This is a genomic window from Lentzea waywayandensis, assembly GCF_900115955.1.
Lineage (GTDB): Bacteria > Actinomycetota > Actinomycetes > Mycobacteriales > Pseudonocardiaceae > Lentzea > Lentzea waywayandensis.
The window spans coordinates 332,091-343,949 of the sequence record NZ_FOYL01000009.1 but is presented as its reverse complement, the minus strand read 5'-3'; the positions used below and the strand labels follow the sequence as shown (position 1 = coordinate 343,949).

The 11,859-nt window shown below is 68.3% G+C and carries 15 protein-coding genes; 9 read left to right on the top strand and 6 right to left on the bottom strand.

Features of this window, described 5'->3' with window-relative positions; translation table 11 throughout:
- Positions 1-91: 91 nt before the first annotated feature.
- The gene (locus BM417_RS31385; RefSeq protein WP_177320702.1) at positions 92-589 is read right to left on the bottom strand and encodes a COG4315 family predicted lipoprotein; all 498 of its coding nucleotides are present in this window, start codon (positions 587-589) and stop codon (positions 92-94) included.
- A 103-nt stretch (positions 590-692) separates the two neighbouring features.
- Between BM417_RS31385 and BM417_RS31380 the strand changes: the two genes are divergently transcribed.
- Entirely contained in the window at positions 693-1,373 is a 681-nt protein-coding gene (locus BM417_RS31380; protein ID WP_093601983.1) for a TetR/AcrR family transcriptional regulator, read from the top strand.
- Here the strand turns inward: BM417_RS31380 and BM417_RS31375 are convergent.
- From BM417_RS31375 to BM417_RS31365, 3 genes are all read right to left on the bottom strand, one after another.
- Entirely contained in the window at positions 1,342-1,731 is a 390-nt protein-coding gene (locus BM417_RS31375) for a hypothetical protein (protein ID WP_143138873.1), read from the bottom strand. The two genes, BM417_RS31380 and BM417_RS31375, sit on opposite strands and share 32 nt — an antisense overlap.
- Positions 1,732-1,788: 57 nt before the next feature.
- Positions 1,789-2,406 carry a TetR/AcrR family transcriptional regulator gene (locus BM417_RS31370; RefSeq protein ID WP_093601979.1) on the bottom strand — a complete coding sequence of 206 codons (618 nt, stop codon included), beginning with the start codon at positions 2,404-2,406 and terminating at the stop codon, positions 1,789-1,791.
- A gap of 90 nt (positions 2,407-2,496) precedes the next feature.
- Positions 2,497-3,084, bottom strand: a complete 588-nt coding sequence (locus BM417_RS31365; protein ID WP_177320701.1) for a D-alanyl-D-alanine carboxypeptidase family protein — start codon at positions 3,082-3,084, stop codon at positions 2,497-2,499.
- A gap of 244 nt (positions 3,085-3,328) precedes the next feature.
- On the opposite strand from BM417_RS31365, the gene BM417_RS31360 reads away from it, so the two are divergent.
- From BM417_RS31360 to BM417_RS31345, 4 genes are all read left to right on the top strand, one after another.
- Positions 3,329-3,721, top strand: coding sequence for an SSI family serine proteinase inhibitor (locus BM417_RS31360; RefSeq protein ID WP_093601978.1), 393 nt, complete (start codon positions 3,329-3,331; stop codon positions 3,719-3,721).
- Positions 3,722-3,851: 130 nt separating this feature from the next.
- Positions 3,852-4,949, top strand: coding sequence for a calcium:proton antiporter (locus BM417_RS31355; protein ID WP_093601976.1), 1,098 nt, complete (start codon positions 3,852-3,854; stop codon positions 4,947-4,949).
- Between the two features lie 66 nt (positions 4,950-5,015).
- Complete coding sequence (locus BM417_RS31350) at positions 5,016-6,422, top strand: FAD-binding oxidoreductase (protein WP_093601974.1); 1,407 nt, start codon at positions 5,016-5,018, stop codon at positions 6,420-6,422.
- Positions 6,423-6,508: 86 nt separating this feature from the next.
- A complete protein-coding gene (locus BM417_RS31345; RefSeq protein ID WP_093601972.1) occupies positions 6,509-7,639 on the top strand; it encodes a lipase family protein in 1,131 nt (376 codons plus the stop codon).
- Here the strand turns inward: BM417_RS31345 and BM417_RS31340 are convergent.
- The gene (locus BM417_RS31340) at positions 7,629-8,021 is read right to left on the bottom strand and encodes a hypothetical protein (protein WP_093601970.1); all 393 of its coding nucleotides are present in this window, start codon (positions 8,019-8,021) and stop codon (positions 7,629-7,631) included. The two genes, BM417_RS31345 and BM417_RS31340, sit on opposite strands and share 11 nt — an antisense overlap.
- Before the next feature lie 56 nt (positions 8,022-8,077).
- On the opposite strand from BM417_RS31340, the gene BM417_RS31335 reads away from it, so the two are divergent.
- Positions 8,078-8,635, top strand: coding sequence for a TetR/AcrR family transcriptional regulator (locus BM417_RS31335; protein WP_218164620.1), 558 nt, complete (start codon positions 8,078-8,080; stop codon positions 8,633-8,635).
- On the opposite strand, the gene BM417_RS31330 is transcribed toward BM417_RS31335, so the two are convergent.
- Entirely contained in the window at positions 8,592-9,050 is a 459-nt protein-coding gene (locus BM417_RS31330; RefSeq protein WP_177320700.1) for a DUF3291 domain-containing protein, read from the bottom strand. The two genes, BM417_RS31335 and BM417_RS31330, sit on opposite strands and share 44 nt — an antisense overlap.
- Positions 9,051-9,075: 25 nt before the next feature.
- Between BM417_RS31330 and BM417_RS31325 the strand changes: the two genes are divergently transcribed.
- The 3 genes from BM417_RS31325 to BM417_RS31315 all read left to right on the top strand — a co-directional run bounded on the left by BM417_RS31325 (position 9,076) and on the right by BM417_RS31315 (position 11,837).
- Positions 9,076-10,005, top strand: coding sequence for a D-2-hydroxyacid dehydrogenase family protein (locus tag BM417_RS31325; protein WP_177320699.1), 930 nt, complete (start codon positions 9,076-9,078; stop codon positions 10,003-10,005).
- Positions 10,006-10,038: 33 nt separating this feature from the next.
- Entirely contained in the window at positions 10,039-10,494 is a 456-nt protein-coding gene (locus BM417_RS31320) for an SRPBCC family protein (RefSeq protein ID WP_093601964.1), read from the top strand.
- A 254-nt stretch (positions 10,495-10,748) separates the two neighbouring features.
- Positions 10,749-11,837 (top strand): mandelate racemase/muconate lactonizing enzyme family protein, encoded by a 1,089-nt coding sequence (locus BM417_RS31315; RefSeq protein ID WP_093601962.1) that lies wholly within the window; start codon positions 10,749-10,751, stop codon positions 11,835-11,837.
- Positions 11,838-11,859 lie beyond the last annotated feature (22 nt).

The following is an 11,859-nucleotide window of genomic DNA, read 5'->3' as shown; positions in this document are numbered from 1 at the left end:
AAACCGGCTACTCGGCAGAGCAGCCGGTTCCAGTGTGTGGCCTAGGCGTCACGCCGCGCTGTCGCGCTGCCACGCCGAATTTTCGCCCTCGTCAGCGAGAGGCCTTGGCCCCGCTCGGGGAGATCGCGAACCAGCGGTCGTCCACGCCGTGTCCGGTCGCGTCGCCGGCGCCTTCGTCGTCGACGTAGCGGTACACCGGCTTGCCGGCGAACGTGACCTGCTCCAGGCCGTCCGGGCGCTTCGTGGTGCCGAGCAACGCCTGGTCGAGGCCGGGCGCCTCGATCCTGCCGCCCGCGGCCAGCAGCGGCGGCCACACGAGCGTGCACTCGGGTTCGAGGCAGGTCGACTTCGACGGGCCGTCCTGGACGTTGAAGTAGAGGGTGTTGTGCTCGCGGTCGGCGACGATGGCGCCGACCGCGGGCGACTCCTCGACCTGCAGTCTCGCGATGTCTCCCGGCAACACCTGGGTGGGCCCCGCGACCGGACCGGCAGCGGCCTCCAGTTCGTCCAGCGAGGCGGTCTCCTGCTCCGACGGCGCGGAACAGGCACCAAGGCACACCAGTAGCGCGAGAACGGCGAATCGGCTCACACGGGTGGTTACGGACAGAGGTGCCCCACCGGTTCACCGCGGCTTGCTCTGTAACAGTGGCAAGCTGCTGTGTATCGCAGTTACAACGCGATAGTTCGGCCACATGAGCGAGCAATCCCAGGTCCGGGACCGCATCCTCGCCGCGGCCACCGAGCTGGGCGTGGGCGCGTCGATTCGTGACGTGTGCGCGGCGGCGGGAGTAACGCCGCCGACCGTGTACCACTACTTCGGCGACAAGAACGGGCTGCTCGACGCCGTCGCCGCCGCCGGGTTCGAGCGGTACCTAGCCGAGAAGCGCGACCTGGCCCCGTCCTCCGATCCGGTCGAGGACCTGCGCCGCGGCTGGGACGGCCACGTGGAGTTCGGCCTGCGCAACCCCGCGATCTACGGCCTGATGTACGGCGGCCGCACCAAACCCCACCCGTCCATGGCACAGGGGCAGCGCATCCTGCAGCAAAGGATGACGCGGATCGACGAGGCCGGGCTGCTGACCATGCCGGTGGACGACGCCGTGCAGACCGTCCACGCGGCCACCGTCGGCACCACGATCCTGCTGATCGCGAACCCCACCGGGCCGGGCATGGACCGGCTGTCCGAACGGACGCGGGAGGCGGTGCTCAGCTCGATCCTGGTGACGTCGAAGGCCGAGTCGGACCTGGCGGCCGCCGCGAACCACCTGCTGGTGCTGCTGGCCCGCACGGCCGAAGCGCAGCTCACGCCCGGTGAGCTGGCGATCCTGCGGGAGCTGCTGGTCAGTCTCGGGAACTCGCGCGCGACCGGATGATGGTCGCCGCCCGCTGGAAGTCCTCGTAGGTGCCGTTCAGCCTGACCGCGGAGTCCTGGGCCTCTTCCCACGTCACGACCCGCGGTGCCGTCCAGCCGCTCACCACGACGAGCCCGCCGTCGAACAGGTACAGGCCGGCGCCGCGCCGCCGGTGCAGCAACAGCAGGGCGATCAGGACCGGCAACGAGAGGATGATCAGCGGTGCCGCGGTGAGCGTCAGCAGCAGGAAGACGACCGCGGCCGCCGCGACCAGGCCCAGCACGGTGAAGAGCGTGACCCGCCGGCGGAACCGGTGGTCGCACGGCCCGAGGCCGCGTTCGGCCGCGAGTTGTGCCAGCGGTGCCGGAAGCTCGACCATGCGGGCACCGTACGAGCACGGCGCCGAGCGTGCGGGCGGTTTCGTGGTGGAACACACTTACGGGCGGGTGATGGCCGCCAGCATCAGCTCACGGATCTCCACGGCGATCTCGTCGACCGCGAGCGGCGGCTGGTGCGCCTGCCACTCCCGCAGCAACCCCGTGATCGCCCCCACCAGCGCGATCGCGGTGAGCCGGTACGACCGTTGCGGCGCCACCCCCGTGGCCGCCGCCCGCAGTGCCTCGGACTCGATGAACTCCGCCCACGTGCTCACCCAGCGCACGTGCTGCCGCTCGATCTCCGCGTTCACGCCCACGGCCTCGACGTAGTTGAGGCGCGGCGCACGGGGATCGGCCGTGACGCTGCGCACGAACACGTCCAGCAGCGTCGTGATCCGGACGGCCACGTCGTCGGTCTCCAGTTCGCTCAGCGTCGTGCGGACCTGGGCGAACGCCGTGGCGTTGATCAGGTCGTGCAGGTCGCGCAGCAGGTCCTCCTTCGAGGCGAACTCCTCGTAGAAGTTGCGCGTGGAGACACCGGCCTCGGTGCACAGCTCGGAGATCTTGGTTCCCGCGAAGCCCGTGCTGGTGAACAGCTGGAGACCTGCCTGCAGCAGCTTCGCCCGGCGCTCCGCCTTGCGCTGCTCGGGTGAAATGCCGCCGTAGGCACGGGCCACCGGAGGTGCTCCAATCTGGTAACTGGGCTTGTCAGATTACGTCGGCGCAACCTTCCGCGCACCCCAGGCGTCTAGACCTTTGCGCGGGGGTCAGCTGCCCGTCGCGCTGGGGATCAGGGCGGGGCAACCCCCGGTGGGGTAGCCGGCGTTGTACTCGAAATGCCACTGCTCGTTTTCGTAACGGCGGCACCAGCCAAGGGCGCTGCCGTTTTTCTCGACCCATTTCGCGGATTCGATCGGCTGAATGTCGACGGCGAATCCGATCACGTGCATCGAACGGTCCGGCGGGTTCAGCACGTACTTCGACGCGAGTTCCGCGTTCCCGAACTTCTCGACGGCCTCGTCGAACTCCGCCTGCTGTTGCCCGCGGCTGCGCTTGCCGTCGTTCAGGCAGAGCTTGATGCCCTGCTCAGAGGCCTTGGCGCGCAGTGCCAGCCACGCCTTCAACACCTCGGGACGCAGGCCTTCCGGCTCCTCGTCGAAGTAGCGGGCGTCGATCGAGCACTTCGGCCCGTCCGGTGGTCCCGGCACTTCCTCGACAATCGCGAGCGGCTTTCCAGGGTGACGGTCGAACACGAGCGTCAATCTGCCCAGGTAACCCAGCGCGCCGCCGGTGGAAACCACGAGTGTGACGATCAGGAGCACGCCGAACACGACGCGTCTGGAGGTCTTGGACATGATTCGAATAATACGTCCGAGCGCAACCGCGTCTGTCAGCAACCCGTAACAGTCCGTCGGCAGCTGTGTGCCGGTGAGCGTGGCGAGCGCCACATCCGTTCGGCCCAACCACGCTTTTGGCGGAGCGCGCAAATGTGATCGGTGAACAGTCGCTGGCCCCTTTCGCGGCGACGAAACATGATGGCAACATCTGCGTCGGCCGAGAACCGGCCCGTTTTAATGAGGTCTCAGGAGGACCGCTTTCATGTCCGGCCGCATTTTTGCGATCGTTGCTCTGTTCGCGTCACTTTTCGCCTTTACCGGCACCGCGCAGGCCGCACCCGCCCCGCACAGGGCGACGGCGTTGATCCTGTCCGTCCAGTACTCGGAGTTCGACGGCAACGCCTTCAAGGCGACTGTCCTGACCTGCGAACGAGGTGACCAGCACCCGCGCAGGGCCCTCGCCTGCGCGACGCTCGCCTCCGCCGGTACGAACCTGGGAACCATGCGGGCGGACGACAGGGCGTGCACGTTCCACTACGCGCCTGTCGAGGTCTCGATGTTCGGTTTCTGGCGCGGTGAGCCGGTGAACGAGGTTCACACCTACCCGAACTCGTGCGTCATGCTGGCGCACACGGGTGCCCTCTTCGATTTCTAGGGATCGAACACGGCACCAGAACAAATGTGGAGCGGGGCGCGGCAGGGGCGCTCCGCTCCACATTTGTCGTGGCTGAAATGGGTGCTGCGCCGAATGGCGGACGGCCCTGCCGGTATGCGAGGGTTGGATCATGGCCGCCGCTCCGCGCTTCCCGTTGCTGCACTGGACGACCATCACCCCCCTGCTCGGCTTGCTCCTGCTCGCCGTGACCTGGGGCCGTGACCTCGGGGGCGTGCTCGTGGCGCTCGTCGCCCTGGTCCTCGCCGCGACCGTGCTCGCCGCCGTGCACCACGCCGAGGTCGTCGCTCTGCGGGTGGGGGAGCCGTTCGGTTCGCTGGTCCTCGCGGTGGCGGTGACGATCATCGAGGTGGCCCTGATCGTCACGCTGATGGTGTCCGGCGGGCCCGAGGCGTCGTCGCTGGCGCGCGACACGGTGTTCGCCGCGGTCATGATCACCACGAACGGCATCATCGGCATCGCGTTGCTGCTCGGGGCGATGAAGCACCACACGATCCTGTTCAACGCCGAAGGCAGCGGTGGCGCGCTCGCCACGGTGATGACGCTCGCCACGCTCACGCTGGTGCTGCCGACGTTCACCACGACGACGCCCGGCCCCGAGTTCTCCGGCCCGCAGCTCGCGTTCGCCGCGTTCGCCTCCCTCGGCCTCTACGCGATGTTCGTCTTCACCCAGACCGTCCGGCACCGCGACTTCTTCCTCCCCGTCGACGAGGACGGCGTCATCGAGGCCGACGAACACGCCGAGGCCCCGTCCGGCAAGGCCGCGCTGATCTCGCTCGGCTTCCTGCTCGTCGCGCTGGTCGCCGTGGTCGGCCTCGCGAAGATCGAGTCGCCCGCGATCGAGGCGGGCGTGCGGGCCGCCGGGTTCCCGCAGACGTTCGTCGGTGTCGTCATCGCCCTGCTGGTGCTGCTGCCCGAGACGATCGCCGCCGCGCGCGCCGCGTTGCGCGACAGGATCCAGACCAGCATCAACCTCGGCTACGGCTCGGCGATCGCGAGCATCGGCCTGACGATCCCGACCATCGCGCTCGCGACCATCTGGCTGGACGGGCCGTTGATGCTGGGCCTCGGCTCGACGCAGATGATCCTGCTGCTGCTCACGGTTCTGGTCAGCGTCCTGACCGTCGTGCCAGGCCGCGCGACCCGACTTCAGGGTGGCGTGCACCTGGTTCTCCTGGCGGCGTTCCTGTTCCTGGCTGTGAACCCGTAGCGCCGGGATCAGTCCCGGTCCGTTGATCCGTTGTGCCCTGGTTTGCCCGACTCCTACTTTCGTGGAATGTTGCGTCGCAGGGCACTTCTGCAATCGGCCGCGCTCGGAGCTGTGTCGGCATTGGCCGGCAAGTCCACAATGGACGTCCAGCTGATCAGGCCCGGCGACGCCGCCTACAGAGACGCGAAGCTCGGCTACTTCACGCAGTACGACGCTCAACGTCCCAGCGCGATCGCACGTGTCGTGTCACCGGCGGATGTCCAGCGCTGCATTGAGATCGCACGCGCTGAGCGCACCCGGATCACCGCACGCTGCGGTGGCCACAGCTATCCGGGTTACTCCACGGCGGACGGTGCGTTGATCGTCGACGTGCGTGGCCTCGGTCGGATCGACGTCCGGCCCGATGGCACGGTCGAGGTCGGCGCGGGCGTGTTGCTGATGGACCTGTACATCGCGCTGGCGAACGCCGGACGGATGATGCCGGCCGGTACGTGTGCGACCGTCGGCATCTCCGGGCTGACGCTCGGCGGCGGGATCGGCGTGACCGCCCGGCAGTTCGGTCTCACCTGCGACCGCCTGGTCAGCGCGCGGATCGTGACGCCCGACGGCGTGCACCGCACGGTCTCGGCCACCGAACACTCCGACCTGTTCTGGGCGTTGCGCGGCGGTGGTGGCGGCAACTTCGGCATCGTCACGTCGTTCGTGTTCCGCACCGAACCCGCGCGCAACCTGACGACGTTCACCCTCGCGTTCCCCTCGGCGTCGTTGGCCACGCTGCTCAGTGTCTGGCCGGACTGGCAGGGAAAGGCGCCGGATGCCTTGACCTCGACGGTGGGCGTGGGCAGCGGCTCGAACCCGTACGTCGAGGTCGGCGGTTGTTTCGTCGGTGCGCCGGTGAACTTGAAGCCGCTGCTGGACGACCTCGTGCGCCGCGTCGGGACGCAGCCGACCTCACGACGTGAGCAGGAGCAGAGCTTCCTCGCCGCGATGGAACGGTTCGCGTGGTGCCGGGTCAACGACGGCTCGTGCCGCCCGAGCTGGAACGGAGGTGGCGGCTCGCAGTCGCGCGGCAGCTACGTCGCGACGTCGCGGATGCTGGCGAAGCCGATCACCGACCCGCAGAAGCTCGCCGACATCTTCAAGAACACCCCGAACTCGTACAACATGATCGACGCTCTCGGCGGCGCTGTCGGTCGTGGCCCGGCGACGGCGTTCCCGCACCGGACCGCGCTCGCGAGCATCCAGGTCGAGCTGACCCTGGCCGCCGGCGAGGCGAACGCGCGGCGCGCGATGGGCGTCGCGCGGGACGAGCTCGGCAAGATGTTCGGTGCCACCGGGTACGTCAACTACCTCGACCCGCAGATGCCGGACTGGGCGAACGCGTACTACGGCGCGTCGCTGACGAGGCTTCGCGAGGTGGCGCGGAGGTACGACCCCGACCGGGTGTTCTCCTTCGCCCAGGGGATCGTGTGAATCCATAAAGCCGAACGGACTATTGTCCTGTTGCGGCGTTCGGCCCTACATTGCGGTAACGCCGGTTACCACAAAGGGGTCCAACGATGCAGCTCCGAGCCGTGCTCGCCGCCGTTCTCCTGTTATTCGCCCTGGTCACGCCTGCGACGGCGGCCGCACCGGGTGAACTGGTCAGCAGCCGGGAGGTGGCGTGGCACCCGGAGCCGCTCAGGCTCCTGCCCGCGCCGGTGAAGGCCTACGACATCCGGTACCGCTCCACGTCCGCGACGGGCGAGGGCACCGTCGTGTCCGGCATGGTGCTCGTGTCGCCGCTGCCGTGGAACAACGGTCCGCGGCCGATCGTGGCGTACGCGATGGGCACGCAGGGCATGGGGGACCAGTGCGCGCCGTCGCGGCAGTTGCAGAACGGCACCGAGGTCGAGATCGCGTTCCTCGCGCAGGCGATGTTCAACGGCTGGGCGGTCGCGGTGACCGACTACGAAGGCCTTGGCACGCCAGGGGATCACACCTACGCGGTGGCGCGTTCGGAGGGGCGGGCGCTGCTCGACGTGGCCCGTGCCGCGAGCGGGATCCCAGGGCTCTCCGCTGACGCGCCGGTCGGCGTTTTCGGTTACTCCCAGGGTGGTCAGGCCGCGTCGGCCGCCGCTGAGCAGTGGAAGTCCTATGCGCCTTCGCTGAACGTCGTGGGTGTCGCCGCCGGCGGTGTGCCGGCCGACCTCAACGCGGTAGCGAAGTTCAACGACGGCAACGCCGGTTCGGGACTGGTGTTCGCGGCGGCTGCGGGGTACGCCGCGGCCTATCCCGAACTGCCGTTGTCGTCGGTGCTCAACGCCCGTGGCACGCAGGTCATCGACAAGATCCGTGAGTCGTGCGTCGCCGAGATCGCTTTGGTGGCACCGTTCACGCGCCTCAACTCGCTGACGACGACGCCGGACGTCATCCAGAACCCGTTGTGGCAGAAGCGCTTGAAGGAGAACACGCTCGGCTCGGTCAAGCCCGCCGCGCCCGTGTACCTCTACCACGGCACGCTGGACGAGCTGATCCCGTTCGCCGTCGGGCAGAAGCTTCGTTCGCAGTGGTGCTCGATGGGCGCCGACGTGCAGTGGACGCCGCTGCCGTTGCTCGGGCACGTCACCGCCGTCAGCGCGTGGGGCTCGAACGCGTTGCTGTGGCTCGGTGACCGCTTCGCCGGGAAGTCGACGCGTCCTAACTGCTGATCACGGCGGCGGCGAAGGCCGGGAACCAGGCCAGTGGCGAGAGGCACGAGTGCACCAGCGGGAGCGGCCTCTTCAGCAGGGACATCGTCGCCCGGAAGTAGACGATGCCCCGCGCGTCGGGGTTGCTCCTGCGCCAGCCCTTCACCATCAGGGTGTCGCCGAGGGTGAGGTGCAGCGTCAGCACGGCGAACCCGGTCCACGCCAGCAGCGCCGAACCCGTGGCCACGAAGGCGATCCAGACGCCGAGGCCGACCAGTGAGGTGACGAGGTGCCAGTAGGCGAGGGCCGGTATCCGTCTTCGTGCTCGGAGCAGGCGCAGCAGCAGTACGAGGCCGATCGCGGTGTTGACGATCCAGGCGATCAGGGCGATGGTCGCGGTCATGGATCGACGGTACTACGTTCGTAGTGCCCAGTCACTACGTTTATAGTGTCGCTGTGATGCCGAACCGGGACCGCGCTCTCGCCGCCGCCGTCGAGCTCTTGGGCACCGAAGGACTGCGAGGCCTCACCCACGCCAGGGTGGACGACCGCGCCGACCTGCCGAAGGGCTCCACGTCGAACTACTTCCGCAGCCGGGCCGCGCTGCTCGACGGCGTCGTGGACTGGATGGTGCGCAAGGAGGTCCCGCAGATCGAGACGACGCTCAAGCCGGCGTCACCGGAGGACCTGGTCGACGAGTTGTGCCGGCTCTACGAGTTCATGACGGGCCCGAACGCCGTCACGGTCACCGCCCGCCTGGTGCTGTGGGTGGAGGCCGCGACCAATCCCCAGGTGCGGCAGGCGTTGTTGCGAGGCCGAGCCACGATGGCGTCGATGCTGGTCCCGGCCCTCGCCGGTCTCGGCGCGCGCGACCCGGTGGCGGCCTCGGACACGCTCGGGGCCTGTGTGCAGGGCCTGTTCCTGCAGCAGTTCGCGCGGGGCGAGGCGATCGATCCCCGGCCACTGGTCGAGATCATCGTCCGAGGTGCTCTGGCAGGAACCGCTTCCGGAACGTGAAGCCCTCAGGTGTCGGCCCGTTCTGCCGGACGAGGTCGAGCTTCGCGAGGCCCTCCTCGGTCGTGGGGCGATGCCCGGCGGGGATCCACCACATCACGTCGAGCGCGCTCTCCGGTTCGAACCACTGCTTGCTGCGCTTGACCGCTTCGAGGTGCACGCCGCTGAACGCGAAGGCCCACAACGACTCGATCGACTCCCACACGCTGAGGTTGTAGGCCTCCAGCATCGGATCGCGTCCCAACCGGCTCAGGTCGTCCGTCATCCGCTCGGACGTCGGCCGCCACACGAAGCCGGGAGCCTGCTGCGCCAGGTCGTTGATCGCGTCGATCCGGCTCGCGAACCCGCGCATCCTCCAGTGGTCGAAGGCCCACCGCCCGGTCGTGATGTTGGCCTGCGCCAGGTGGAAGGCTCCCATGCGCCTACTCTGACATGATCGGCTCATGAGGTGTGTGGTGCTCGACGACTACCAGGGCGTGGCCCTCGCGAACGCGGACTGGTCAGGCCTCGACGTGACGGTGCAGCGCGACCACCTGTCCGACCCGGCAGCGGAACTGGCCGAGGCCGAGTGCGTCGTGATCATGCGCGAGCGGACCCCGTTCGACGCGGCCCTGTTCGCCCGGCTGCCTCGCTTGAAGCTGCTGATCACCAGCGGCATGCGCAACGCCGCGATCGACCTGGACGCCGCCCGTTCGCGCGGTGTGACGGTCTGCGGCACCGGCAGCGCCAAGACCCCGCCGACCGAGCTGACCTGGGCGTTGATCCTCGGCCTCGCCCGCAACCTGGTCGTCGAGAACGCGGCCTTCCACGAGGGCGGCCGGTGGCAGAGCACCGTCGGCGCCGACCTCGCCGGCCGCACGCTCGGCCTGCTCGGCTTCGGCCACCTGGGCAGGGCCGTCGCGCGCGTCGGCAGGGCGTTCGGCATGGACGTCGTGGCGTGGAGTCAGAACCTGACCGCCGACCGCGTCGAGCCCGAGGGAGTCCGGCTCGCATCCGGACTGCACGATCTGCTGGCACAGAGCGACTTCGCGTCCATCCACCTGGTGCTGAGCGACCGCACCCGCAGCCTGGTCGACGCGGCGGCGCTGGCGTGCCTGAAGCCCTCGGCGTTCCTGGTCAACACCTCCCGCGCCGCCATCGTGGACCCCGTGGCGTTGCTGGAGGTGTTGCGGGAGAAGAGGATCGCCGGCGCGGGCCTCGACGTGTTCGAGGTCGAGCCGCTGCCGTTGACCGACGAGCTGCGCACGTTGCCGAACGTTCTCGCGACCCCGCACCTCGGCTACGTCACCGAGGCGAACTACCGCACGTACTTCACCGAGGCCGTCGAGAACATCCACGCGTTCCGCGCGGGTGAACCGATCCGGGAGCTCTAGCGGCAGGTTACCTACTGGTAGTAAGTTCGGCTCATGACGCCGGACGCCTCCGCGCACATCGACGTCGCTGCCTCGCCGCAGCGAGTGTTCGACCTGGTCAGCGACCTCCGCCGACTCAGTGCGTGCGCCGAGGAGTACTCCGGCGGCAGGTGGCTGAACGCCGCTGGTCCGCGCGTCGGTGCCCGGTTCCGCGGCATCAACAAGCGCGGCTGGCGGATGTGGCCGACGACCTCCACGGTGACCGACTGCTCCGCGACCAGGTTCGCGTTCGAGGTGAAGTCGCTGGGGATGGCGGTGTCGCGCTGGCAGTACGACATCGAGGAGACCGGCGACGGCTGCCGGGTCACCGAGTCGACGTGGGACCGCAGGCCCGGCTGGTACGTGCCGATCACGCGGCTCGCGACCGGGGTGAAGGACCGCGCTGTGACCAACCAGCGCAACATCGAGGCGACGTTGCTGCGCCTGAAGAGCACCGCCGAGTCTGCTTGATCGTTCCTGTCCTCTTGGTTGCAACCGGACAGAAACGCTCACATCTTCACTCACACTCCAACATGCCTCAACAGCACTGATCAGTGCGTTGAGCTGCAGACATCGGAGGACCGTAACGAGATCCGGTCGCGCCTGACCGTTGAAAACGCTCTCATCAGCATGGGAACGTGGCCGAACGACCGTTGACACCGTCGTAACGCCAGCGTTCAATCCCCGTCAAATATCCTATAGGATCAGAGATCCGAGGAGTTGGCGTGGCAAAGGTCCGACGAGCCGAGGCGTTCCAGGTCGACGTTGCGGTGGAGACTCTGCGCACCGACGCGGTCCAGCAGTTCATCAAGCAGGAGACCGTTTTCGTCGAGATCGAGACCGACGACGGGCTCACCGGCCTCGGCTACGCCTACACGATCGGCACGGGTGGCAGCTCGGTCCTCGCTCTCCTGAAGGACCACCTGCTGCCCCGCCTCGAAGGCGTCGACGCTCGTCGGATCGAGCACGTCTGGCATGACCTGTTCGCCTGCACCCGGTCCACCACGGTCGGTGCGATCACCTCGCTGGCGTTGGCCGCCGTGGACACCGCGCTGTGGGACCTGCGTTGCCTGCGAGCTCAAGAACCCTTGTGGCGCATGGCAGGCGGGTTCCGCCACACCGTGCCCCTGTACGACACCGAGGGCGGCTGGCTGCATCTGAGCACTGAGGAACTCGTCGCGGGCGCCAAGGAGACGGCCGCGCAGGGCTGGCAGGGCATCAAGATGAAGGTCGGCAAGCCCGATCTCACCGAGGACGTCGAACGACTCGAGGCCGTGCGGGCGGCGGTCGGGGAACGGTTCGCGATCATGGTCGACGCCAACCAGTCGATGACCAGTGCCGAAGCCATCCGCCGGGCCGACGCGTTCCGGAACGTCAACCTCACCTGGCTCGAAGAACCGCTGCCGGCGGACGACGTGAGCGGGCACGAGAGGCTCGCCCGGAGCACGAGCATCCCGATCGCGGTCGGGGAGTCGATGTACTCCGTGGCGCAGTTCCGCGAATACCTCGAACGCGGTGCCGCCTCGATCATCCAGGTGGATGCCGCACGGATCGGTGGCATCACGCCGTTCCTGAAGGTCGCGCACCTCGCGGAAGCCTTCAACGCCGACGTCTGCCCGCACTTCCTGATGGAGCTGCACGTCAGCCTCGCGGCCGCGTTGCCCAACGGGAAGTTCGTCGAGCACATCCCGCAGCTGCGCGGGATCACCAAGAGCGAGATGACCGTCCGCAATGGACACGCGCTCGCCCCCGACACGCCAGGTCTCGGGATCGACTGGGACCGCGACGCAATGGAAGACCTCCGGGTCGCCTGAAGTCACCGCCGGAAATCACAAA